Here is a 23,136-nt window from a genome sequence, read left to right on the forward strand (position 1 = left end):
CTTAATATACGTAAAATGTGAACCTCTTTATTTACCTAATGCATGTTTCGGGTATAATACGCCCATCCATGCAAAAACAGTTTTCCTGGCGACCATAGCGGTTTGGAACCACCTGAATCCATCTCGAACTCAGAAGTGAAACGAACCCGCGCCAATGATAGTGTGAGGTCTCCTCATGTGAAAGTAGGTCATCGCCAGGGTTTTATTCTTAGAAAGCGGCTCAAAAGCCGCTTTTTTTTTAACAAAAAATTCATTTTCTTGTTGTGATTATATAATTAATTGCATATTTAAAAAATTATCAACTTTTCCTTGTTTTTTCTCCTTTTTCGCTTTAAACGAGCTAAGGCCCTCTCGATAAAAGCCAATTCTCGAGTTACACTGAGTTAAAAATCGTTGGGGTTGAATTGATGAAAAAGAATTTCTTAATTTATGGTTCATACGGATATACAGGTAATTTAATTGCCCAATTAAGCGTGCAGCAAGGGTTAAAACCAGTATTGGCAGGAAGAGATGCGCAAAAATTAAAGCTCCAAGCTAGAGCTTTAAATTTGGAATACAGAGTGTTTGACGTAAATGATCTGGAACAAACTAAAAAGGCGTTGAAAGATCTCGTCGCGGTAATTCATTGTGCTGGTCCATTCAAATATACCTATAAAAACATGGTATTGGCTTGTCTTGCTGTAAAAACCCACTACTTGGATATTACTGGTGAAGTTAGAGTAATAGAACAGTTGATGGCAATGAATGAACAAGCTCAAGCAGCTGGTATTATGTTATTACCCGGCTCTGGTTTTGATGTAGTGCCTAGTGACTGTTTGACTTCTTATTTAAAGCAATGTTTACCTGATGCGAACAATTTAGTTCTTGCCATAGGAACATTTAATAAAGGTAATGGTTTAAGTATTTCACATGGAACTGCTAAAACTATGATGGAAGATATTCCTGAGGGCACTCTAATTCGTGATGGTGGAGTTTTAAAAAAAGTTCCTTTCTGCTGGAAAACCCGATTTTTTGATTTTGGCACCTCAAAGAAGCTGTTATGTGCCACGATTTCATGGGGAGATTTGGCATCAGCATGGTGGTCTACTCAGATTCCTCATATAGAAATTTATATGGCATTGCCTAAAAAGATAATTCAGCTTAGAAGCCTTATTAATCCTTTTAAAAAATTTTTGGCGTGGTCTCCAATTAAAAAATATGTAATGCAAAGGATTAATCAATTACCCTCCGGTCCTACTGAGGAACATAGACAAAATTCAGTTGTAAAGATTTATGCAGAAGTTAGCAATGAAGCAGGGAAAAAAATTGCTGCATTGATGACTACGCCTAATGGTTATACCTTTACTGCTTTATCCACACTAATGATTATACAACACGCTCTAGCAGGAAATGCTCCAATTGGTTTTCAAACCCCCTCCAGTGCATATACAGAAGATTTAGTCATGAAAATTCCTGAGGTGACTCGAGTTATGATTCAATAATTGTTAGTATTCACCTGAATCTCAGGCTTGGGAATATCATGACACAAATAAGTTAAGCCGACGAGTGGATTGATATTCAAGAAATTTTCTAAAAAAAGTATAAGGAGTATCATAATGTTTGGTAAGAGGCTTGTTGAGCTAGACGGTGGGATGGACGAGGTAAGGTTAATGCAATTGGATTTAGCTGAAAAGAGCGCTCGTTTACAACTTCTTATAGAACAGATGGAACAAGAACTAAATCGTATTGAGCGCTATAAAGATTCAGATGGACCCACACATGTGAATCAAGGTGAGTTACTTAGTACATATGGCATCATGAAAGCACCAAAACAAGAAGTTAGATCCTATGAGATATCCACAACACCTACTCCTTAAAATTTAAATTAAACACATAAAGTTTTAGGAATTATGAAGGTAGATGTAGAAGTTAAGCTAATTTGTATAATTTAATTGGATTGCCGCGATGTTTTAGAGTGGCGTTACCAACAAATTCAGCATTAACTTCAGATAGCTGCTTCATCGCATCTTCAGAAATAAGAACCTGGGAATTATACGTTTTATTTAACTGCTCTATATGGGCAGCTGAATTTACTACGTCCCCTATAATAGTATATTCCTGCCGTTTTTTTGTCCCGATTGTGCCTGTTACTGCATGACCAAAATGTAAACCAATTCCTAATTTCAGATCAGGTAAATTCCCCTTTTTTATCTCTTCTTCGATACGTTGAATAATCGTTAATGCTGCTTTTGTAGCATTAGCTACATCATTGCCGTTAGATAGTGGTGCACCGAACACTGCCATAAAACCATCTCCTAAAAATTTATTTATAATTCCTTTATTATCATGGATTATTTTTACAATATGCTTAAAAAGACTATTGAGATAATTAACAACAACAGATGGTTCGTTATGTTCGGTAAAATGAGTAAAATTTCTTATGTCCAAAAACATAATGCAAACAGGCAGGTTTTCGCTTGAATTAGCATCTTTTGATAGCAGCTTGGATACAACCTCCGGCGAAACATGCTGACCAAAAATACCCTCAATCCTATCTCGCTCCTTTTGAGCATCAAAAGCTGTAAAAAGCTGTTTTTTAATTTGAGAAGTAATGAATCCGGTAGCGATCCCCCCAACTAATAGAATGCCTCCACGGGCAGCGAAGGCATACCATTCTACTAAATATGAATCAATGTTTGTGGTATCCGTATAGTTTAGAACGAAATAAGAAAGCCCCCAATATTCAAGGGAAGCAACCAAACCCGAAAATCGGCATATCCATTCGTTTAAGGTCAGTGAAGAAAGAATAATGAAAATAAAATATAGTAAAACAGGCGGCATTAAAAGAGCATAGATGGGGGTTTGAAGATTCATTATTACAATGATCCCTAATGTTGGGATATTGATTTCTATAAATGCATTAAAATAACGTAAAACGGTCGGCATATTTTTCTTATGAAGAGCGTATCGACAAATAATTTTTCGCATTAATAAAAAATAAAGAGCCACGGCTGCTAAAGAACTAGGCATAGTTATGGCCGATACTTTCGCATGTCGATAATATACTTCCGGTGAGTGAATAAAAAATATTATCCATATGAGTGCCATAAAAATAAATATGATAGATAAAATCGTTGTTCTTAATTTTTCAGTTTTTAATATTTCCTCTTCTACAGGTGATTGCGGCATGTGTTTAATCCCTTTTCCTTTTTTTCTTTAGTTTAGATTATTTCAAATAAATTGTTGCAGTGAGAAGGGGCTATTCCCATCGTTAATATTTAAAAGAAATGAGACGGAGTTAGGAATGATATTTTGATAATGTTATATTACAAGGTGGAAAGCGTTGTATTTTAGCAAGCTATAATGATGCCAAATGTTTGTCTTTGAGCCGCACATAATGTTGTGCTGAATATTCTAACATCTCCAGTTCTTGCTGAGTTAATTTCCTGATTGCTTTAGCTGGGTTACCAAGATATAAATAGCCGCTTTCCAATATTTTTCCTGGGGTAACCAATGCCCCAGCACCAACCATAACATGATGCTGTATATGCACAGCATCTAAAATTAATGCGCCCATGCCAATGAGGGAGAAATCATCCACGGTGCAACCATGTAACACTGCTTGATGCCCAATTGTAATTCCTTGGCCTAAAATTAATGGCTGTCCGCCTGCAGTATAGGGTCCATCATGAGTAACATGCAAAACTGCTCCATCCTGAATGCTGCAGGCATTACCTATGTTAATCGAGTTTACATCGCCGCGTAGAACAGCCATCGGCCAAATAGATACATCGTCACCCAAAGATACATCACCAATGATTACTGATTTTGGATCAACATAGACTCGTTGACCCATCGAAGGAGATTTACCTTGAAAACTGCGAATGGCATCATTCATATTATTTAAACCAGAGTTACAAATTCTTCTGCACTTGTCGGATGAATGGCAACAGTATTATCAAAATCCTTTTTGCAGGCTCCCATTTTTATTGCCACACCAAAACCTTGGAGCATCTCGTCAGCTGCTAATCCAATGACGTGCAAACCAATAATTTTCTCTTCTTTTCCAAGCGTTACCAGTTTCATTACTGTAGGTGTTTTTTCTTCAGAAAATGCATCAAATATAGGTGTAAAACGGGTTTGATAGATTTTAATTTGATCCTTGCCGTATTGCTCAACAGCTTCCTCTTCACTAAGCCCAACTGTACCTATCGGAGGATGGCTAAAGATGACGGTGCAGATATTGTCATAGTTTAGGCAAGCTTCTGGTTGCTGGCCAAATAGACGATCTGCCAAACGGCGGCCTGCAGCAATTGCTACAGGAGTTAGAGCAGGCGCATTAGTCACATCACCTAAAGCATAAATACCTTGAGTACTGGTATTTTGGAAAGCATCGACTAAAACCAATCCCTGTTCATCAGTAGCCACACTTACCTTCTCGAGGTTTAATCCTGATGTTCTGGGCTTTCTTCCCACAGCGGCAATAATTACATCGATATCCTGAATAATTGAGCCACTGGAGCATACTATAGATTTTCTGCCATCACTATGTAAGTTTATTTCTTTTGCTTGATGATTTTGGTGAATATGAATGCCTTGTTGTTGCATGAGCTCCATTAAAGTATCACCCAAGACATTGTCAAAACGCGATAATGGCCGTAAGCCTCTCATTAGTAGGTGGGTTTCAGTGCCTAAACTATTCAATACGCCAGCCAACTCTACTCCGATATAGCCACTTCCGATTATTGCCACTTTTTCAGGTTGCTTCGTCAAGGCAAAGAAACCATCCGAGTCAATCGCATGTTGGCTCCCATGAATTGTTGGTTGAGAGGGTTCGCCGCCTGTTGCAATGATAATATGTTGTGCCTGATAAAGAATATCATTTACTTTAATTGATTGTGTATCATGGAATGTACCAGTACCCTGAATTAAAGTGATATTAAATTGAGTAAAACGCTTTGCATAGTTCTCTCTGAGTCGTTCTATATAGGCATTACGTTTATTAACCAGGGTACCCCAATCAAGGGCTGGTGCTGTGAGTGAAAAACCATATTCAGGTGCATGGTGCACGATATCATTAATCATGGATGCATTAAACATCACTTTTTTGGGAACGCAACCTAAGTTAACGCAAGTACCGCCCAAAAAACTGGGTTCTACTACCGCTACTTTGGCACCATATTTAGCAGCTCGAACAGCGCTGGCAATACCGCCGCTGCCCCCACCTAGTACAATGAGATCAAATTGATTGTTTTTCATAGACAATTTTTAAGAAATAAATTTATATTATCAGGAACTCTCCAACCAACCAACATAAAATTCCCAATAATGAAGCCTATTCATTGAGATAGTGTTTCTGTTGTCTTGTTTTTGTCACTTATGTTTAAAGAATTTGTATAGATAAGTGGTACAAACAAAACTTGATTTTAATACCGAATTATTTTTTGAAAAATTTGTAATGAATTATTTCTTTCCTTAGATTGATGCTTTTATAAAAACTTTTACTCAAGATACAGAAAAGATGAAAATAATAAAGCATAATAATTCACTATTTGATATTTTTGGATGTAAAAAAACGACTTATCCAGAGGATTATATTGGCAAATTGGGGAGAGCTGTTGCCGAAAATCTTAATGCACAGAAACAGCTCGCCATCTAATTAAAAAGTATGAATGAGGCAGCCCAAAGCTTCCGCTTCATTCAATAGGCTTTATTCAACACTTACTTTAAATTCCACATCGACATTGCCGCGAATTGCATTGGAATAGGGGCAAACTTGATGTGCTTTGGCGACTAAATCTTCTGCATCATTTTGACTTAAGCCCACAAGATGAGCATGCATTTCAACACCTAGCTTATATCCTTTTTCTGGTGTGGTGTATAAAGAGACCTGAGCAAGAATTGAGGCATCTTGTAAAGAAATTTTCTGTAAACTGGCAACATGACGCAGAGCACTCTCAAAACATGCGGAGTAACCTGCAGCAAATAATTCTTCCGGATTTGTACCGCCGCCTTGACCGCCTAATTCTTTTGGTTTTGCTAAGTCCAGTCTTAATAAACCATCTGAAGTTTCTATATGGCCGTTTCGTCCACCGTGCGTACGTGCTGTTGCTGTATAAAGTGCTTTCATATTAAGGTCCCTTTAATGATAACTGATATCAACGTTAGAATTGATTTATAGATTTGTCAATTAGTGAAAGCTTGATACAGCACCTGCCATTAAGTTCTATACATCGTTGCAAGCATTATGTACTTGTGTACTCTCCTTCACCTACTTTTACTTGCGCCTTGTCTAAACTTAAGTGATGACGCTATATATTGTGTTGCATTCATGACGAGGTACCTTGGAACTTTTTACTCCATAAAACAAACCCTTATCTAAATGATTACATACTTGTTCGGTATTTAATGTACTTAGGCATTGCGATAATATTTTGTGATGACACTGCGAAAAAATAGCACGTGGTGAGTGGAGAGCTTGGTATTGCTGATTTTTCCAATTGTTGAGATTACTCGTATAATAAGTAGTAAAATTATTAATTTTCAGATTATTATCCATGCTAAATATTTTCATGCCTGGGTAGTTATGATGGATTCGGCTAATTGCTGGCGTAGAAAAGGCATAAATATTGCCCCCATCATCTAGATGAATTTTTCTTATTTCATCCATATGCGTGTGCGATGTGAGGAGAGTAATTTCTCCATATGATTTTTTGTTGTTATTTAATATTTTTATAAATTCCTGTAAGTACGCTTTATGCCACATGGGTTGTCCCCGATATGAAGTTCCAGGTGGTACATGCATGGCAATTAATAGTTGTTTGGCATGATGTTTCTTTAATTGCTGATTCAGCCAGGAAAGCTGAATTAAAGCATCGTGTTTCTGATTAGGATATTTTGCAAATATGGGAGTATTTGTCCATTGAGTGGCATTTAGGGCAATTAAAATAATTTTTTTATTTCCTGGTATCACGTAACTGGAATAATACCCATCGTGATACATGTGGCTGCCATCAATAATTAATCCTTTGCAATGAGCACAAGCGCCATTCCAGTCCGTAGCAAAACTTAACGGGGAAACACCATTTGACTCGAAGGGTTGATAATTACCAAGTAAGGAGTCGTTATTACCAGTAATATAAAAAATAGGTTTTAAATCTTTATCGTTTTCATATAATTCATCAAATACCGTTTTTTCAAAAGCCCCTTTTTTAGGCATGTTAAATAAGGAATGAGTGGGTAAGTCACCTAAAAAAAGAATAAAGTCTACTTTTTGACTTAATTTTGCATATTCTTTCATCGTGATTTTCAGAAACTCCGGGCCTGTATCTTCTCCATCACGTGATGAGTTATTACTGCCATAATGAATATCACTAATTGTTAAAAAGCTTGGTGTTGCATATACAGAATGAAGAAAGCAAAAAAACACTAAAACAATCTTAAAAAATGAATTCAATTGAATCTCCATTGTGGTTTATATCAGGATATTGTTTATGAAAGTAGTCTCTACTTCACAGAGCACATTCCTAAGCTGCTTCACGAATATTCCAGGTCCTTTGCGCATGATTGGGAGTGTCTGTTTGCACCCAGAGTAGGGCAGGGCTAACTGAAGGATTAATCGATAGAGTATTGGAAGATAACATCACTCCAAAAGGATATTTCTTTACCACGGATTGCAGTGCGGTCCATACCTTTTCAGGATCGGCTTGGTTATCTTTTACTATAAGTTCATTACCTCTATATATTATATTTACAGATTGGCCCTTCAAAGCAGTTCGTATTGCAGATTCCAAACGCCTCCATTTGGCCTGATGGGCTCTTTGCTTTTCGGCTTGCGTAGGATTTGATTGGAAACTAATGCGTTGATGAGGTGAAAAAATTCGACTCAAACTACTGCTGTCTGGATTCTTTTGCAAGAAATAAGTGCATAAAGCATCCAATACAGGACGTCCAGGTCCAGAAGCTTTACCTGGCTGTCTGTTGACATACATTGCAAACGCTAAAGTATGGCCATTGGCAGTATATAAATATCCTGAAAGACTATTTATTCCAGTCATAGTCCCTGTTTTAGCGCGAACAAAACCCTGTTGCGTGGGGATGCGGAATCTCTTTTGCAAGGTTCCGTCACGTCCGGAGATAGGTAATGCGGATATGTATTCATAGGATAAAGGAAAACGCTGATATAAAAATTTTAATAGTGAAATGGTTTGCTCCGGGGTAACTAAGCTGTAGCGCGATAGGCCAGAACCATCCGTAAAAATCGCATTAGTAAAATCGATTCCTGTTTGTGATTGTAAAAAATTCTTAATTAAGGGTTCGGCATCTCGCCAATTGACTGGTGCACCATTGAGTTTTTCTGCTGCATGCAAATACAAACTGTCAGCATATAGATTATCCGATGGTTTTAAGGTATCTGCCATCAGTTGTGATACGGGCTTAGAGTGTTGTGTTGCAATTAAGATTGAGCCTGCCGGAGTTTTTCCTAATTGTACTTCGCCATTGAGTTGAATGGTCTCTTTTGCCAATTGGGCTTTGATCATGCTTTGAGCATACTTCAGAGGATTTTTTATCGCCAAACGTTGTTGTACTGCCCATTGAGCAACTCCAACACAGCCTCGGACAGTTAAATTATTGTCTTGATCCAAATGAAAACCGACGCCACAACCTTTGGCATTGGGTTTTGTTGTTGCCTGATTATTTAATGCGATAGCACCACCACCATCGTCTACTTCAACAATCGCAGTGTCTCCAGCTTGGGCTCCTGGGTTTACGGTAACAGTCAGACGATTGGAGTCAACCATGACCGGGGCATTTGGTGCTCCATAGCTGTAGGATAAATCGGTAGTGAGCCAGCCAGGTGGATAGGGATCGACTTGCGCGAGGCTGCTATCGATATATACATTACCTTGAATGGTATTGATATTCCATTCTTTCAATGAGGAAAGCAGTGCTATTAAATCATTACGATTAAATGAAGGATCGCCGCTTAGTTGCACATAAACATTTCCTTGGAGTATTCCCTGCTGTATTTTTCCCGCACTCATACTTAATCGATTTTCAAAGCGATAATCTGGACCAAGTACCATTAATGCAGCTGCCTCAGAAAAAAGCTTCATGTTACTTGCAGGGATATATAAACGTCCTGCATTGCGACGATAGAGCGTTTGTCCAGAAGTGAGGTCAAGAACGACGACTCCAAGATTAACATTTGGATTAACACGGCTAATTAATTTATCTACTTCGCCTTGAATACTTATCCCATATGATAAAGTGCATAATGCCAATAAAAATGCGCCGGTTAAAATCCTTTTCACTGGTGACGCTCCTTTTGTTTTATCATATACAGAATAGAAAATTGATAACCATTGCCTAATCATATCGCAAGCCTAACCGCTCCAAAAGACCCGCAAGCGTATCATTATCAAAAAATTTAACTTGTAACCATCCACCATCACTATTATCGTTTATTATTTGTACTGGTGCACCTAATTGTTCCCCCAATACGGATTGTAGCCGCTCAATATCTCGATCTCTTTTTGCATTTTGTGACGGAGAAAACTCTTTGTTTTTTTGAATTTTTACTGCGTGCTCTAACTGTCTTACTGACCATTGCTGCGTTATAGTTTGTTTTGCTAAATATTCCTGATAGTTTGGTTCTAACCCTACAAGAACTCGTGCATGACCAAGAGACAAGGTTTTATTGCGAATTAGATCTTTTATTTGTTCACTTAAACCCAATAACCGAATAATATTGGCAATATGGCTACGTGATTTCCCCACTAAGGTTGCTATTTCATCTTGATGATAATTAAATTCATCAATCAAACGTCGATAAGCACTTGCTTCTTCAATCAAGTTTAAATCTTCTCGTTGAATATTTTCTATTAGAGTGAGGGCACATGCTTGTTTATCACTATAATTTCCAATGAGGCAAGGGACAGTTTGTAATCCCGCTATTTTTGCAGCGCGCCATCGTCTTTCGCCTGCGATAATTTCATAACGCTGTTTTGCGATTGACCTAACGATTAAAGGTTCAATTAAACCTTGTGATGCAATTGATTGGGCGAGTTCTTTTAATGCGATGTCATTAAAATCTTGTCTGGGTTGATATTGTCCCGCTTGAATGTTTTCTATAGGTATGTGGTGAAATTCAACGTGCATCGAAGTAGTATTGAATAAAAATTGTTATGGATTGTTTCATATTTTGTTAGGAATGAAAATAGGAGTAGAGGTGTTCACCTTGTAAGCAAAGCAGCCCGAGATTTGCCCAGCCTGCGTTCCGTATTATAGCAAACCATACAATATTGCTGAAATAGCAATAATGCCCATGATTGTTGTAAATACATTACTGACACGATCTGTTTTATATTTTTTCATTGCTGGGATTTTGGCAATTGCATACATAGGCATAATAAACAATAGGATAGCAATAATGGGCCCACCTAGGGTTTCTATCATTTTTAAGATGTTGGGATTTATCGTGGCTACAATCCAGCACGTGACAACCATAAAAATTTCAATAATGCGTTGCAGTTTGCCTTGACTTATTGTTTTTCCTGTTGATTTTAAGAGGTTCACAATAATGCTGCTCAAACCTTCTTTAGCACCTAAATAATGTCCTAAAAAGGATTTGGAAATTGCAATAAAGGCAATAATAGGAGCGATGTAAGCAATCAAAGGTGTTTTAAAATGATTTGCTAAATAAGACAGGATAGAAATGTTTTGTTGCTTTGCTTGCAAAAGGTCTTGAGGTGAAAGACTAAAAACGCAACTGAATACAAAGAACATCACCGATAAGACCATGAATAAATGGCTGTAACGCATGATCGCTGTACTATTACTATCTGCATCAATTCCATATTGCTGTTTTTGATTAACAGCAAAAGAAGAAATAATAGGTGAATGATTAAAAGAAAATACCATGACCGGAATGACTAGCCATACAGTCATTAACAGTCCATGCACTCCATTCGCATGCAATAAGTTGCTATGTTGTAAAATGGCATTATTCCAGTTTGGAATTAAATAAATGGATAAAAATAATAATATTGTTGCAAAAGGATAAACCAATAAAGACATCGATTTGACAATAGCTTCTTGTCCAAATCGGACTATAGCCATGAGTGCAAGGATAAGTATTATGGATAGAAGTGCTCTTGGCGGGGCGGATATTCCTAGCTGATTGACAATAAAGCTTTCAGTAGTATTAGTAATGGCCACACTATACATTAATAAGATTGGATAAATTGCAAAAAAATATAAACCAGTCAGTATTCTTCCTGCAAAAATACCAAAATGTTCTTCAACCACATCGGTAATGTCATTCTGAGTAGAGGAACCTGATAAGACAAAGCGGCATAGCGCTCTATGTGAAAAGTAAGTCATGGGAAAGGCAAGCACCGCCATTATAATTAAGGGCCAAATCCCATTAAGTCCAGCATCTATTGGAAGAAAAAGGGTTCCAGCACCCACAGCAGTACCGTAAAGACTTAACATCCAAACGGTATCATGTTTTGCCCATGAATACTTTTTATTTACTGCCAGAGGTGAAAGTATTGCTGCAGATTCATTTGAAGACATTAAAACATCCTTTATATAATACCGGGCACGGTGTTCAATATTAACACTGCGAATCCAATATTTCAACAAAATTTGCTTTTGTACTGGGGATGTTTAATGTCTATGTACTTGATATTTAGTGGCTAATACTCCAGTTTTGTACCATAAAGTCTGTCTCCTGCATCACCTAATCCTGGAATAATATAGCCTTTTTCATTGAGCTGCTGGTCTATGGCTGCCGTGAAAATAGGAACATCTGGATGTTCTTCATGAAATGCTGTTATTCCTTCAGGAGAGGCGAGCAGACAGAGAAATTTGATGGATTTAGGCTCGATTGCCTTAATTTCCTTGACTGCAGCGATCGCTGAATTTCCAGTCGCCAGCATGGGATCAACTACAATCACATCACGGTCTCGAGTATGTTCTGGGAGCTTAATATAGTACTCAACAGCCTCTAGTGTTTTAGGATCACGGTACAAGCCAATATGGCCAATTCTCGCTGTAGGGACAAGTTGTAACATGCCATCGACTAAACCATTTCCTGCGCGCAAAATTGAAACAAAAACCATTTTTTTACCTTTTAAAACTGGCGATTGCATCATGGCTAAAGGTGTTTCGATTTCTTCATATTCCATTTCCAAATCACGAGTGACTTCATAAGCGAGCAGCATACTGATTTCATGCATCAATGTGCGAAATTTAACTGTGCTGGTATCTTTTCGACGCATAATGGTTAACTTATGCTGAATTAACGGGTGCTGCACTACAACAACGTGTTGATTATTCATTTTGACTCCAAACTGCGATTTTATCTGTAAGTTGTAACCTTACACCTTTTTGCCTGGCTACACATGCTTTAAATTAAAAAACGGTGCCATCACTAATAATCTGAATAGGTGGAGTACCTTGATGGCGTTTTTGTTTTGCAATTCGTCGTCCTGCTTCCCAAGTGCCTCCTTGCAAAATTTTAGCCAACGGAAGTTCTTTGGCATTTTTTTGCAGTTTTTTTCTGATTAATACGGCTAATTCATCCAATAGCACAATGGTCAATGCACGCCACTCTACAATCGCTTCTGCATCTGGTGGAAGTGCTTCTTCCAGAATTTTCTTATTTTTAATTTGCAACACTCCGCAATCAATGAGCAAACCACCATTTCGATATTCCGGCAAACCAGTTAGTTCTTCCAGATGAGTTACTGTAATTCCTGTTTGTTCCAGGGGTTCAATCAAAGAATAAGTTAACCATTGGGATAGTTTATGAAATGGAATGTATTCGGAGCCGGCTTCATTTGATTTTAATGCATTATATTGCCATACATCTCCAAGCGGGATTCCATGAAAACGCAGTCGTGTTGGCCATATTTCAGTAAATGTATCGAGCACTTCATGGAAAATCTGAGATGCAGTAAGCACATGATTTGATGCTAATGAATTAATGTAAGTATAAAAGTTACCTAAGCGGCTTCCTTTTTCAAAATGATGTTCGTCCTTTTGTACTAATGCACCGAGTCGATTCAGCAATGCAACTCGTCCGGAAAGCCCCTCTAGAGGATTGTTAGCAGTGACTTGAAAACCATCACGTAGGTCGGCTTCATTAAAAGCCAATAAACGCTCAGCATCCACTCTCAACGGTTGAGATGGATGAGCACTAAACATTCCTTTTTGATAAAGAGATAGGCTTGCCAGGGCAAGTCCTTCGGAGCGCGAATATTCGATTCCTGATTCGTATTCTTTATAGCGCCAGTATTGGCCGGCGCCTGCATCCAGGATTACACTAATGATAGCCAATTCGTAAAGAATTTTACCCCATTCATCTGCAGATAAGGTACCCAATTGTTCCTGCATTTTTTTTATTCGATTAATATTCCCAGCTTCAAAATGACGCCAACGGCTATGATATGGAATATCAAGATTTGGATAATTATCCTGAATGACTTCAATGACAAATGAAGCTGTAGTGGTCATTTTTTCTGGATCTAGGAAAAAGTATTGTGATTGGTTTTTTTTGACTCGCTCTAAAATAGCTTGGGAGCGTACGCGTATGGTACGTGGATCTCCTAATGTGGCTAATACTTTGGCAATTTCTTGTTCATTACTCATTAAGATCACGTCCTTTGGTTTTCGCTAACTCATTAATATCAACGATTCGCTCAGGTGAATAATAGCCTGCTGCACGTTTGGCATTCATTTCTACTTGTGCATCAAGAGGAATGAGTTCATCGGGAATGGTTACTCGTTCTACAACATGAATTCCTGATTTGAGTAACGCATCATATTTCATATTGGACATGGAAACAAAACGATGGATCTTGGTAATGCCAAGCCAATGTAAAACATCCGACATGAGTTCTTGGAATCGCATGTCTTGGACTCCGGCAACACACTCAGTCCTTTCAAAATATTTAGCAGCAGTATCTCCACCTTTCTGTCTTTTGCGGGCGTTATAAACCAAAAATTTGGTCACCTCACCTAAAGCTCTTCCTTCTTTTCGATTATAAACAATCAGACCAGCGCCACCTTTTTGGGCAGATTCAATAGATAATTCGATCCCATGTACTAAATAGGGTCGGCAGGTACAAATATCGGAGCCAAATACATCAGAACCATTGCATTCATCATGAATACGACAGGTAAGCTCAATTTTGGGATCGTGGATGGTGGTTACATCGCCAAAAAAATAAGCCGTTAATCCGCCTATAGGCGGTAAAAAAACATCAAAGTCAGAGCGTGTTACCAATTCGGGGAACATTCCGGCTGTTTGTTCAAATAAGGTACGACGTAAAAGTGATTCTGAAATTCCAAAGCGTTCTGCAATTCCAGGTAAATACCACACTGGTTCCACAGCGACTTTAGTGACCGAGACATCCCCCGACTCTTTTAATATTTTTCCATCGGGTGTGAGCCTGCCTTTTTGGATGGCGGTATGCAATTCGGGAATATTTATATGTGCTTTAGTAACTGCTATTGTAGGACGAATATCATATCCCGCTTGAATTTCTTCCGCGAATACACTGGCAACAAGATGTCCCCAGGGATCGATGGAGATGATTTTCTGGGTATCGTTCCACTGGGGATGTGGGCCAATGGCTACAGGAGGCGTAGTATCAGTAAGGTCAGGTACATGCTCGGAATCCAATACCCCGGCAGCAACCGCCAGTGCTCGATAAACGGAGTATGAGCCAGAGTGTGTGCCGACTGCATTGCGATTTTTTATATTCGTCAGAGAGGCAATTACCGGGCCGCGTTCTTTAGGATTTTCTGCTCCCCATTTTATTTTTAGCGGTGCAGCGGTATGCCCAGATGGATGGGATGATAGGACAATATGCCCTTTCGATTTTTTTTTTGACTCATCTTGCACCATAATACAATCCTTGAAATGATAACAACTCGATAAATTCATCATAACAGAAGAAATTAATTGGTAGAAAGTACTATTTTCCCTATTAGATAGGGGACGTGTGAGTCATTGTACTGGATTAATATTCTCGCTATTATGGTTTCGTTTTTAGTGATTAGAAGTAATCACTAACCCTTAGGCCTTGTAAACAGTACCTAATTTAAATTTTTTGTAACCCGGTTTGCATCGTTGCTCTAGGCTACGATGTTTTTATACAGAAGTTGCGAGCCATTACTAGCAGGAAAAATTGCCTATGACTACTTTAATTATTTGTTTGTTCATTGCGATATTGTTCCCTTACCTTCTCAAACTTGTTGTTGCTAATTTTATGCAAAAAGAAGGGAAATACGATAATCATTATCCACGAGTTCAACAGGCAAGGCTACAAGGAATGGGTGCACGAGCGGTTGCAGCCCACCAAAACAGTTTTGAAGCTTTGCTTGTCTTTGCTACTGCCACATTAACCGCAATAGCTACTCATCATATTGGAATAACAATTCAACTTTTGGCGATTATTTTTATCGTTTCTCGAGTTATTTATAGCTATTTTTATTTAATGGATAGAGCTTCCTTAAGATCAACTACTTGGTTTATTGGTTTTATTTGCTGTTTGATTATCTTAGGGCTATGCATGGTGTGATTGCACCATGGGTTAGTTTAGAGTAGATCATTAAATTCAGAAGTAAAAAAGGGCTTTTTGATGCACAAAGAAAATGATGTTCAACAGGTTTCGTTACAGCCTTTGCTGATTTTTGTTATTTTAATGCTTATGATATTGATGCAGATGACGACTGATCAATATATTCCTTCATTACCCGCCATTACTAAAGAGTTTCAAAGTAGTGAAGCATCCATTCAATTAACTTTATCTCTTTTTATGCTGGGTTTAAGTGTTTCCCATGTATTTTATGGTCCTTTATCGGATAAAATTGGTCGTAAACCACCTCTTATTTTTGGTGTCGGCCTAAGTATCTTAGGCAGCTTGTGCTGTTTTCTTGCTCCTTCAGTTTTAGTCTTGATTATTGGCCGTTTTATTCAGGGATTTGGTATTGGATGTTGTGGTTCAGTAGGTCGATCCCTGGTCCGCGATCTTTTTACTGATAGAATTTTATCTAAGATAGGTTCTTATGTAGGGATCGTGAGTGTTTTTATTATGGTGGCATCTCCAGTCCTGGGGGGATATATCCAGGAGCATTTTGGATGGCGTGTCAATTTTTTATTTCTGCTTGTATTCGGTATCGCGATATGGATTTTGGCATTATGCACGCTTCCTGAAACAAATAAAAATCTTAATCCCCAAGCAACTCAACTCAGGGTCATGCGCGATAATTATTTCACCTTGTTACAATCTAAAGTGTTTCTAGGCTATGCATTGTGCGCTTGTTTTGCTTCTGCAGGTATCATTGGCTATCTTGCGATTGCCCCCTTTCTTTTTCAGGACACCTTAGGCCTTAGTCCTATAGAGTTTGGTCAATTGACCATTTTTATTGCCGGTGCAATCTGTGTGAGCGGAATAATTAATAGTCAAATGGTGATGAGAAAAGGTGTATCCTACATGGTATTTATCGGAATTGTTTTTATGGTAATAGGTGGTTTTATCATGTTATTTTTGTCGCTCATAGGAGTGCAGAACGTACTCTCCATCATGATTCCCGTGTCGTTGTTTAGCATGGGGGTAGGGTTTACTTTTATCAATGCATTTGCTGGCGCTTTCCATCCATTTCCACATATGGCGGGAACAGTAGGAGCTTTATATGCATGCATGCAAGATTTAAGCGCTGCGTTGTCGAGCGGGATTATCGCTCTAGGTGAATGGTATGGCCAACTATCTTTAGCTATAATCTTACTTATTTTAGGCCTAGGTTCTTTCGCTTCATGGTATTATCTGGCCTCAAAAGATCATTAAAAGGTGTTGTTTATGAAAATTACTGAGACAGAATTAAAAAATATTATATCCAAATTATCAGGTAGTAAAGCAGAGGAAATTCATAATGATACGGCCCTAATAGAAGACTTGCATTTAGATTCTTTAAAAGTCGTTGAGTTACTGGCTATTCTTAGTGAAGAATATAATTTAACGGTGACTGAAGAGGATGCGATGAACTTTCATACATATAAAGATTTGTTTGCGTTTACTCAGGCATAACCGTTTTTTTACTTTTGTATTTTTGTTCATAGGGATTTGACATCTCTATACATAAAAGATCTGAAATAGCCCGGTTCCCATGTGAATACGTACTGAATCGGTTGTGCTTGACCACCTACACAGATCCTTAAAGCCGGGTTACGGCTGCTATGCCTCCACCCAGGCTTCGTGCATCCAATTCTAATCAGAGTTTCAATACAGAACCTAAAGAATTTTCATCATCTAATTGCATGAAATAAGAGATAAGCATAGAAATCGCTACAACGCCAGTTATAACGACTCCACTAAATAGCATAAGGTTTCGTGAGGAGTAGCCTGTCTCAGACTTCTTTTTTTCAGGAAGGGCAACCTTATACCATTCATGATCGGGAGAGAACAACTGTGAAGAAGGTTCAATGCTCTTATAGCGATTATATAAATTTTCCCATTTTTCTTTATGCTTTTTTTGATGGGATTCAGCATCTTCTTTTAATAACAGGCTACTGCTTTTTTCGAGTTCTGACTGGCGTAAAAAATTATCATATTTTTTGTGGAGCTCCTCAATTGGTTTTGCAATCTCTTGTGCGCAATAGCGAGTGGTAGCATTTTTTTTTAATATGATCCGTGCGTGTAGAGGTATGTTATTAGGGAGTTCCATTTCTGGATTCTCTTTGACGCTTTTAGCTAAATCTAAAATACGAAAGGCAATGGCACTACTGTCATGCTCACATTGTTTTTGTATATCAGTTAGTGGTTTGGAAGGTATGGCACTGTCAATTTGTGCTGACTCTCCTATTTGCTTGATTCGATGTAATTGTTCTTCTACCCGTTCTTTAACTTCCGAGTGAATGTTATTTTCAGAGAGCAACCACCCTGCATAGGCTCTTACATATTCTTGTTCAATATAAAATTTCGTTTGACTAAAAAGAGAAGTAAAATGTTCTTGAGTTGCGGTACCCTGTTGAGGATTTTCTAAGTCTTCTATAAGCTGTCCAGCAAACTCTAACAACTCATTCACTTCGTCTAAAACAAGTTTTGCATTAAGACGCGCATCTGGACCAACACCAAATTTTGCTAATGAAAAATATTTTTTAATTTGTATATCAATTAATTCACATAAAAACTCGAATAATTCTTTTTGACTCTTCATATTTTTGTTCCTTGTTTATTTGAGTCACTAGATTATTCGATGAGTCTGCTTGATGCAATTAAATCATATCGCTGATCTTCCTTAGTTGTTTCATTTGACTCTATTATTTTAAAGAGATGTATAATAAGAGAAGGAAGTCTTCGTCGGAAAAAATATGGAAACAAATCGTGGTTTATCAGTAACGACTCAATCATTGCAGGTTATAGAAAGCATCAATCACTTCCATCAACAAGTCTTGGGAGCAGGCAAGGAGCCTTATTTTATTTTAGATGCAGTCAAAACTAATCCTGATAATTTACTTCTCCAAGTTTATACCGCTGCATTTTATCTTTATGGCCAGACGGGTCCAGACACTGCTTTAGCAAAAGAACATTTATTGCATGCTGAAAAATTATTGTATTCGGTTAATTTAAGAGAAAAATTAACTTATCAGGCAGTTAAAGCGTGGATGAATTTGGAGTATGAAAGTGCTTTAACAATTTTAGCAGCTTTAACCGCTCTCTATCCGCGCGATACCTTAGCCGCAAAGTTTGCGGAATGGTTATTTTATTGTTCGGGACAAGCTTACAACGGCCATCATTATTTGAAATTTTGCGAACGAATAGCAGTACATAATCAGGATGAATCCCACTTTTTAGCCATGCACTCTTTTGCAGCGGAATTGTGTGGTCATATATCAGATGCACAACGTTTGGCAGAGCAGGCTTTGATCATCGAGCCGCTTACACCTTGGGCGCATCATACTCTGGCTCATATCTATCTCAACACAAAAAATAGTGCAAAAGGGATAGCAGCTTTAGAAACGTTCCGTGGGAGCTGGGAGCAGATCTCAACACTTCTTCGCGGACATAACAGCTGGCATTTGGCTTTATTTTACCTTGCATTCCGACAAGCCGATAAAGCAATGGGTTTATACCCTGTTATTTTTGGTACCTGTCCCCAAATCATTACTGAGCAAATAGACGCCATCTCATTATTATGGCGGATGGATATGGCAGGATTACCGCAATTAGAGCAATTTAATGCTCTTGCAAGTTATCTGGATGAAAATCCTTTTATGCATTATACCGGTTTTAACACAGTCCATTATGTATATTGTCTTACCCGTTTAGGCCGCGAGGACGCCGCTCAGAAATCCTTGGCATCAATTGAAACGTATGCCCAAACCCTGGTTAAGGGATATAATCAATCGTTGTGGTTTTCTGTTATCTTACCATTGAGTAAAGGAATTCATGCTTTTGTTAATAATGATTTTCAATCCGCCTGTGATTTGATAGCCCCTTGTATTTCCAGGTACCCTGAAATTGGCGGCAGTGATGCACAGTCAGAAATCATTGCACAGACTTATTTGATTTGTTTATTACAAAGCAATAAAAAAAAGGCAGCACAAGAATTTTTCAACCTTTATTTAGCACATTATAAAGGAACGCCTTTGGCTGAATATTGGTTTAGTTCAAAGCTAAGCTTTTAATAAAAATAGTAGCCTGGGTGTACGAAGCGGAACCAGTCAAAATTGGTCATCTCAACCCGGGTTCGCTGCACCCAGAGTACAATAATGCACTTTATCCATACTACGATGAAATCGTTTAAATCACTTCCAGAAGTCCACAAGCGGCAATACCACCTCCACCTGCAGCAACCAATAACACTTTATCTTTTGCTTTGATAGATGCATGTTCTCGAAGAAAATCCAGAGCAATACCTACACTTGATCCGGAAGTATTACCCGTTTCCTCCACGGTTTTAACAATACGCTCTTCGGGAAAACCCAATTGTTTTGCAACAGATAAAACTAAATTTTTATTTCCTTGATGTGGAACCAACCATTGGATATCCGCAGGGGTAAGATTTAATGCTTTGAGGAATTCTTCTGCTCCATCAACCATACCATGTACTGCTTTGACAAACAGGGCAGTATTTTCTTTAATCGTGATGTAAAACAGTTCGGGATCTTGGCAATGTGCTGCGGGCAGCCGTGACCCCCCTGCAGGGGTAGATACCGTATCGCTGACTTCGCCATCGGCAAATAAAGCGGAGGCAATAAAACGAAATTCTGCATTTTCTTTATTGGGAGATACAACACATGCGGCTGCTCCATCGCCAAAGAGAACACTGGTGGCAAAATTATTTTTATTTAAAAACTTGGAACGGATCTCGCTGGCAATTAATAAGACGGAACCCATACTTGCTTGGGTGATGGCTACACTTGTATGCAAACCAACTACAAAACCGGCACAGGCTGCTCCAACATCAAAGGCCCCTGTATTCTTTAATCCAAGTCGGTGCTGTACTAGTGGACTGGTTGGCGGTGCAAGGAAGTCTCCTGATATGGTTGCCAAAATAATTTGATTGATTTTGTTTTTTTCTGCCGGCTTTGCGGCAAACAGTTTTTCTGCCGCAAGTACAGCCAAATCACTGCATGCCTGATCTTCATTGACCCAACGTCTGTTTCTAATTCCTGTCGAGAAGCTGATCAATGTTGGACTTTGAGTACTATTCATCCAATTAAGCACTTCTTGATTACTCACAATCCTCTCAGGCAATGCGATAAAAGGTCCTTTGAGGTATATGTTCTTTTCAGCGCGCAACAAATTCATGATGATAATATTCCTTCAGAACGCATGAGGGGTAAACCTCCACTTACAGTAATGACGGAGCCTGTCATAAATGAGGTTTTGGATAATAAGGGATCCATCGCCTCTGCGATTTGAGCCGCTTCTCCCATCATGCCTTGAGGAATAATTTGTGCCATTTTTTCTTGATAGGCAGGTTTTTTCCAGAATTGTTCGGTTCTTGATGTTTTAATCAAACCAACACGTACAATATTGGATAAAATATTGTTGGCACTGTAATCTACTGCAAGATTTAAAAATAATCCTTCGAGGGCAGCTTTGGTTGCGCAATAAGCCCCGTACCGACTGGTTCCTGTAATTGCAGACAGACTGGAAACCAGAATCAATCGGCCAAATTTATTGGCTAATAAAGCAGGTAATAAGTGATGAATTAACCAGATATTGCCATGCAAATTATCATTAATGTAAGCGCGTAATGCAGGATAGGATAACGCATGTAATTTTCGTAGTTGGCTCACCCGTGTAAACGCGTTGAGAATGATACCATCTAAAGGTTCCTGCAGCATATTTTGCAGTTCTTCCTTACTGGCTTCCGGATTGGAAAAATGATACACCAAACCACGGACCTGCATTTCTTGGTGTTTATAATATTCCAGTGTTTTGTTGAGACTCTCCTTGCTGGAACTGGTAATAGTGACCGTGTCACCTAATTGCAGCCGTCGCTTTGCTATGGCTTGAGCGATACCCGATGATCCGCCAGTAATCAAAATATTCATTGTGCCCCCAGCTCAATTAAGTGTTTTTCAATACTGTTTATTGATTCATAATGTTCTTTTACTAAAGGCATAACAGGGATCTTAATTTTGAATTCCCGCTCTAACTCGATGATGAGTAAAGCTAACATTAAGCTGTCTAGACCTCCTTGTTCCAGTGAAGCGGATGTATCATGACGAGGATAGGCAAGTCCAATTTTTGTCAATGTATTGCGAATTCGTTCAGTGAGCATGGTTTTTTTCCTTTTGGCTTAAAAGCAGTGTTTTTCTATCAAGTTTTCCATGTTGGTTACGTGGCAATTTATCCAATAATTGGACTGTTATTGGCAGTTTTCTCGGTAAAAAATGCTGTTTTAACTGGTCACAAAGCATTTGTTCTGTGGTGGTAGTACTGAAACTATTCCTCTCCAGACATACAAGTAAATGGATACCATACAATTCATCAGGTACAGGGATTACAATCGCTTCTTTAATGCCTTTAATTTGGCAAATTTTGTGCTCTATATCAATTAAATTGACCTTTTCACCACCAATATTGACGATATGATCCAAACGTCCTTTAATTGCTACCAAACCTGAAGGTAATTGCTCTGCCAAATCCCCAGTAAAAAACCAACCATCTTGAATTCGGTTTTGTTTTTCCTCACCCAAATAGCCCAACATGAGTTGACTGCCTCTAATGAGTAATTCATTTTCCGCTGATAAACGTATTTGCCAATCTCCGACTGGATAACCGGCAAAATCTTCAAGGAATAATGGATCTTTGCTGGAATAAGTCAAGACACGCGGGGAGGCTTCTGTTAAACCGTAATTATTATAAACAATTGCTTTGGGAAAAGTATGCATTAAGCTGTCACGCAATATAATGCTCAAAGGAGCTCCAGCAGAGACAATCGCTTTTATTTTTGCTGCAGCTTCTGGGAAAAGCGTCGCCATTTTATGAATCGCGACCCAATGAGAAGGGACGCCGCTCCACATTTGCGGAATAGCGCAAGTTTCAAACAATGTTTTAATGTCAGTAAATTGTGTGATGAGTTGTGTTTTTATTCCAGTGATTAACCCGGGGAGTAATTGCCCAAGCAGGCCAAAAGAGTAAGATAAAGGTAAAAATAATAATTGATCGGTAATTCTAGGAAACTCAAGCGCTTTCATAACAGCCTGACAATTTGCAATGATATTTTTTAGAGAAAGCTGCACAGCCTTCATTTGGCCTGTGCTTCCTGAAGTAAAGAGCACTAAGGCGAGTTCTGGATGGTGGTTCCTCTGTGTATTTTCTTGAATTTCCAGGAGTTCACCTTGAGCATCTACGGTCATGCTTGTACTTAAAATGGCCCGTTTATGCTGTTCTGATTCTTGGTGGGCAAGAAGAGCGACAGGTTTTCCGATGTGTAAAGCAGCTAATAATTGAATTACAAATAAAGGTTGTGCGGTTGCATATAAAACCAATAAACCTTTGGGCAGTTTTTTTAATTGTAACGACATTTTGTGGACTGCTGTTTCTAATTCAGCAAAACTTAAAAGCTGATTTGCCACACTTAATGCAATTTTACTTGGCGAATCTTGTGCTAGAAATTGCATGT

The 23,136-nt window shown here is 38.5% G+C and carries 22 protein-coding genes and 1 rRNA gene; 7 read left to right on the forward strand and 16 right to left on the reverse strand.

The window, feature by feature from the left end; genetic code table 11:
- Positions 1–84: 84 nt before the first annotated feature.
- From rrf to Lpar_RS08095, 3 genes are all read left to right on the forward strand, one after another.
- Positions 85–200: ribosomal RNA gene (gene rrf, locus Lpar_RS08085) — 5S ribosomal RNA — on the forward strand.
- 207 nt (positions 201–407) lie between these two features.
- Positions 408–1,481 (forward strand): saccharopine dehydrogenase family protein, encoded by a 1,074-nt coding sequence (locus Lpar_RS08090; RefSeq protein ID WP_058517466.1) that lies wholly within the window; start codon positions 408–410, stop codon positions 1,479–1,481.
- A gap of 114 nt (positions 1,482–1,595) precedes the next feature.
- On the forward strand, positions 1,596–1,856 hold the full coding sequence (locus tag Lpar_RS08095; protein ID WP_058517467.1) for a hypothetical protein: 261 nt from the start codon (positions 1,596–1,598) through the stop codon (positions 1,854–1,856).
- Positions 1,857–1,908: 52 nt separating this feature from the next.
- Here Lpar_RS08095 and Lpar_RS08100 read toward each other — a convergent pair whose 3' ends face one another.
- The 11 genes from Lpar_RS08100 to Lpar_RS08150 all read right to left on the reverse strand — a co-directional run bounded on the left by Lpar_RS08100 (position 1,909) and on the right by Lpar_RS08150 (position 14,899).
- On the reverse strand, positions 1,909–3,168 hold the full coding sequence (locus Lpar_RS08100) for an adenylate/guanylate cyclase domain-containing protein (RefSeq protein ID WP_058517468.1): 1,260 nt from the start codon (positions 3,166–3,168) through the stop codon (positions 1,909–1,911).
- 169 nt (positions 3,169–3,337) lie between these two features.
- The gene (locus tag Lpar_RS08105; RefSeq protein ID WP_058517469.1) at positions 3,338–3,877 is read right to left on the reverse strand and encodes a gamma carbonic anhydrase family protein; all 540 of its coding nucleotides are present in this window, start codon (positions 3,875–3,877) and stop codon (positions 3,338–3,340) included.
- Positions 3,878–3,882: 5 nt separating this feature from the next.
- Entirely contained in the window at positions 3,883–5,238 is a 1,356-nt protein-coding gene (gene gorA, locus Lpar_RS08110; protein ID WP_058519208.1) for a glutathione-disulfide reductase, read from the reverse strand.
- Positions 5,239–5,689: 451 nt separating this feature from the next.
- The gene (locus tag Lpar_RS08115; protein ID WP_058517470.1) at positions 5,690–6,109 is read right to left on the reverse strand and encodes an organic hydroperoxide resistance protein; all 420 of its coding nucleotides are present in this window, start codon (positions 6,107–6,109) and stop codon (positions 5,690–5,692) included.
- A 168-nt stretch (positions 6,110–6,277) separates the two neighbouring features.
- Positions 6,278–7,435 carry a metallophosphoesterase gene (locus tag Lpar_RS08120; RefSeq protein ID WP_058517471.1) on the reverse strand — a complete coding sequence of 386 codons (1,158 nt, stop codon included), beginning with the start codon at positions 7,433–7,435 and terminating at the stop codon, positions 6,278–6,280.
- A gap of 70 nt (positions 7,436–7,505) precedes the next feature.
- Complete coding sequence (gene dacB / locus Lpar_RS08125) at positions 7,506–9,293, reverse strand: D-alanyl-D-alanine carboxypeptidase/D-alanyl-D-alanine endopeptidase (RefSeq protein WP_058519209.1); 1,788 nt, start codon at positions 9,291–9,293, stop codon at positions 7,506–7,508.
- A gap of 55 nt (positions 9,294–9,348) precedes the next feature.
- The gene (locus Lpar_RS08130; RefSeq protein WP_058517472.1) at positions 9,349–10,140 is read right to left on the reverse strand and encodes a ParB/RepB/Spo0J family partition protein; all 792 of its coding nucleotides are present in this window, start codon (positions 10,138–10,140) and stop codon (positions 9,349–9,351) included.
- Between the two features lie 123 nt (positions 10,141–10,263).
- Positions 10,264–11,559 (reverse strand): serine/threonine transporter, encoded by a 1,296-nt coding sequence (locus Lpar_RS08135; RefSeq protein WP_058517473.1) that lies wholly within the window; start codon positions 11,557–11,559, stop codon positions 10,264–10,266.
- Between the two features lie 122 nt (positions 11,560–11,681).
- Positions 11,682–12,326, reverse strand: coding sequence for a uracil phosphoribosyltransferase (gene upp / locus Lpar_RS08140; protein WP_058517474.1), 645 nt, complete (start codon positions 12,324–12,326; stop codon positions 11,682–11,684).
- 73 nt (positions 12,327–12,399) lie between these two features.
- Positions 12,400–13,638: a URC4/urg3 family protein gene (locus Lpar_RS08145; protein ID WP_058517475.1), complete on the reverse strand. Its 1,239-nt coding sequence runs from the start codon at positions 13,636–13,638 to the stop codon at positions 12,400–12,402.
- Positions 13,631–14,899, reverse strand: a complete 1,269-nt coding sequence (locus tag Lpar_RS08150) for a GTP cyclohydrolase II (protein ID WP_058517476.1) — start codon at positions 14,897–14,899, stop codon at positions 13,631–13,633. Before Lpar_RS08150 ends, Lpar_RS08145 begins: the two co-directional genes overlap by 8 nt.
- 289 nt (positions 14,900–15,188) lie before the next feature.
- On the opposite strand from Lpar_RS08150, the gene Lpar_RS08155 reads away from it, so the two are divergent.
- The 3 genes from Lpar_RS08155 to Lpar_RS08165 are packed head-to-tail and all read left to right on the forward strand — an operon-like array spanning position 15,189 to position 17,081.
- Positions 15,189–15,575 (forward strand): MAPEG family protein, encoded by a 387-nt coding sequence (locus Lpar_RS08155; RefSeq protein WP_058517477.1) that lies wholly within the window; start codon positions 15,189–15,191, stop codon positions 15,573–15,575.
- Positions 15,576–15,635: 60 nt separating this feature from the next.
- Positions 15,636–16,841, forward strand: coding sequence for a multidrug effflux MFS transporter (locus tag Lpar_RS08160; RefSeq protein WP_058517478.1), 1,206 nt, complete (start codon positions 15,636–15,638; stop codon positions 16,839–16,841).
- A gap of 12 nt (positions 16,842–16,853) precedes the next feature.
- Positions 16,854–17,081, forward strand: coding sequence for an acyl carrier protein (locus Lpar_RS08165; RefSeq protein WP_058517479.1), 228 nt, complete (start codon positions 16,854–16,856; stop codon positions 17,079–17,081).
- 184 nt (positions 17,082–17,265) lie between these two features.
- Here the strand turns inward: Lpar_RS08165 and Lpar_RS08170 are convergent, their stop codons facing one another.
- Positions 17,266–18,210, reverse strand: a complete 945-nt coding sequence (locus Lpar_RS08170; RefSeq protein WP_058517480.1) for a hypothetical protein — start codon at positions 18,208–18,210, stop codon at positions 17,266–17,268.
- A 154-nt stretch (positions 18,211–18,364) separates the two neighbouring features.
- Here Lpar_RS08170 and Lpar_RS08175 point away from each other — a divergent pair, with 154 nt between their 5' ends.
- Positions 18,365–19,681, forward strand: a complete 1,317-nt coding sequence (locus Lpar_RS08175) for a tetratricopeptide repeat protein (RefSeq protein WP_058517481.1) — start codon at positions 18,365–18,367, stop codon at positions 19,679–19,681.
- Between the two features lie 115 nt (positions 19,682–19,796).
- Here the strand turns inward: Lpar_RS08175 and Lpar_RS08180 are convergent, their stop codons facing one another.
- The 4 genes from Lpar_RS08180 to Lpar_RS08195 are packed head-to-tail and all read right to left on the reverse strand — an operon-like array spanning position 19,797 to position 23,134.
- Positions 19,797–20,807, reverse strand: a complete 1,011-nt coding sequence (locus tag Lpar_RS08180; protein ID WP_058517482.1) for a 3-oxoacyl-ACP synthase III family protein — start codon at positions 20,805–20,807, stop codon at positions 19,797–19,799.
- Positions 20,804–21,559, reverse strand: coding sequence for an SDR family NAD(P)-dependent oxidoreductase (locus tag Lpar_RS08185; RefSeq protein WP_058517483.1), 756 nt, complete (start codon positions 21,557–21,559; stop codon positions 20,804–20,806). The genes Lpar_RS08180 and Lpar_RS08185 overlap by 4 nt, the downstream gene beginning before the upstream one ends.
- Positions 21,556–21,789 carry an acyl carrier protein gene (locus tag Lpar_RS08190; RefSeq protein WP_058517484.1) on the reverse strand — a complete coding sequence of 78 codons (234 nt, stop codon included), beginning with the start codon at positions 21,787–21,789 and terminating at the stop codon, positions 21,556–21,558. Before Lpar_RS08190 ends, Lpar_RS08185 begins: the two co-directional genes overlap by 4 nt.
- Positions 21,779–23,134 carry a class I adenylate-forming enzyme family protein gene (locus Lpar_RS08195; protein WP_058517485.1) on the reverse strand — a complete coding sequence of 452 codons (1,356 nt, stop codon included), beginning with the start codon at positions 23,132–23,134 and terminating at the stop codon, positions 21,779–21,781. The genes Lpar_RS08190 and Lpar_RS08195 overlap by 11 nt, the downstream gene beginning before the upstream one ends.
- Between the last annotated feature and the right edge of the window lie 2 nt (positions 23,135–23,136).

This window comes from Legionella parisiensis (assembly GCF_001467945.1).
In the GTDB taxonomy this organism is placed as follows: Bacteria; Pseudomonadota; Gammaproteobacteria; order Legionellales; family Legionellaceae; genus Legionella; species Legionella parisiensis.

Excerpts from the sequence above, each read along its gene's own strand:
- Lpar_RS08090 (WP_058517466.1), top strand. The coding sequence starts at position 408 with ATGAAAAAGAATTTCTTAATTTATGGTTCATACGGATATACAGGTAAT.
- Lpar_RS08095 (WP_058517467.1), top strand. The coding sequence starts at position 1,596 with ATGTTTGGTAAGAGGCTTGTTGAGCTAGACGGTGGGATGGACGAGGTA.
- Lpar_RS08100 (WP_058517468.1), bottom strand. The coding sequence starts at position 3,168 with ATGCCGCAATCACCTGTAGAAGAGGAAATATTAAAAACTGAAAAATTA.
- Lpar_RS08105 (WP_058517469.1), bottom strand. The coding sequence starts at position 3,877 with ATGAATGATGCCATTCGCAGTTTTCAAGGTAAATCTCCTTCGATGGGT.
- gorA (WP_058519208.1), bottom strand. The coding sequence starts at position 5,238 with ATGAAAAACAATCAATTTGATCTCATTGTACTAGGTGGGGGCAGCGGC.
- Lpar_RS08115 (WP_058517470.1), bottom strand. The coding sequence starts at position 6,109 with ATGAAAGCACTTTATACAGCAACAGCACGTACGCACGGTGGACGAAAC.
- Lpar_RS08130 (WP_058517472.1), bottom strand. The coding sequence starts at position 10,140 with ATGCACGTTGAATTTCACCACATACCTATAGAAAACATTCAAGCGGGA.
- Lpar_RS08135 (WP_058517473.1), bottom strand. The coding sequence starts at position 11,559 with ATGTCTTCAAATGAATCTGCAGCAATACTTTCACCTCTGGCAGTAAAT.
- upp (WP_058517474.1), bottom strand. The coding sequence starts at position 12,326 with ATGAATAATCAACACGTTGTTGTAGTGCAGCACCCGTTAATTCAGCAT.
- Lpar_RS08145 (WP_058517475.1), bottom strand. The coding sequence starts at position 13,638 with ATGAGTAATGAACAAGAAATTGCCAAAGTATTAGCCACATTAGGAGAT.
- Lpar_RS08150 (WP_058517476.1), bottom strand. The coding sequence starts at position 14,899 with ATGGTGCAAGATGAGTCAAAAAAAAAATCGAAAGGGCATATTGTCCTA.
- Lpar_RS08155 (WP_058517477.1), top strand. The coding sequence starts at position 15,189 with ATGACTACTTTAATTATTTGTTTGTTCATTGCGATATTGTTCCCTTAC.
- Lpar_RS08160 (WP_058517478.1), top strand. The coding sequence starts at position 15,636 with ATGCACAAAGAAAATGATGTTCAACAGGTTTCGTTACAGCCTTTGCTG.
- Lpar_RS08165 (WP_058517479.1), top strand. The coding sequence starts at position 16,854 with ATGAAAATTACTGAGACAGAATTAAAAAATATTATATCCAAATTATCA.
- Lpar_RS08170 (WP_058517480.1), bottom strand. The coding sequence starts at position 18,210 with ATGAAGAGTCAAAAAGAATTATTCGAGTTTTTATGTGAATTAATTGAT.
- Lpar_RS08175 (WP_058517481.1), top strand. The coding sequence starts at position 18,365 with ATGGAAACAAATCGTGGTTTATCAGTAACGACTCAATCATTGCAGGTT.
- Lpar_RS08180 (WP_058517482.1), bottom strand. The coding sequence starts at position 20,807 with ATGAATTTGTTGCGCGCTGAAAAGAACATATACCTCAAAGGACCTTTT.
- Lpar_RS08185 (WP_058517483.1), bottom strand. The coding sequence starts at position 21,559 with ATGAATATTTTGATTACTGGCGGATCATCGGGTATCGCTCAAGCCATA.
- Lpar_RS08190 (WP_058517484.1), bottom strand. The coding sequence starts at position 21,789 with ATGCTCACTGAACGAATTCGCAATACATTGACAAAAATTGGACTTGCC.
- Lpar_RS08195 (WP_058517485.1), bottom strand. The coding sequence starts at position 23,134 with ATGCAATTTCTAGCACAAGATTCGCCAAGTAAAATTGCATTAAGTGTG.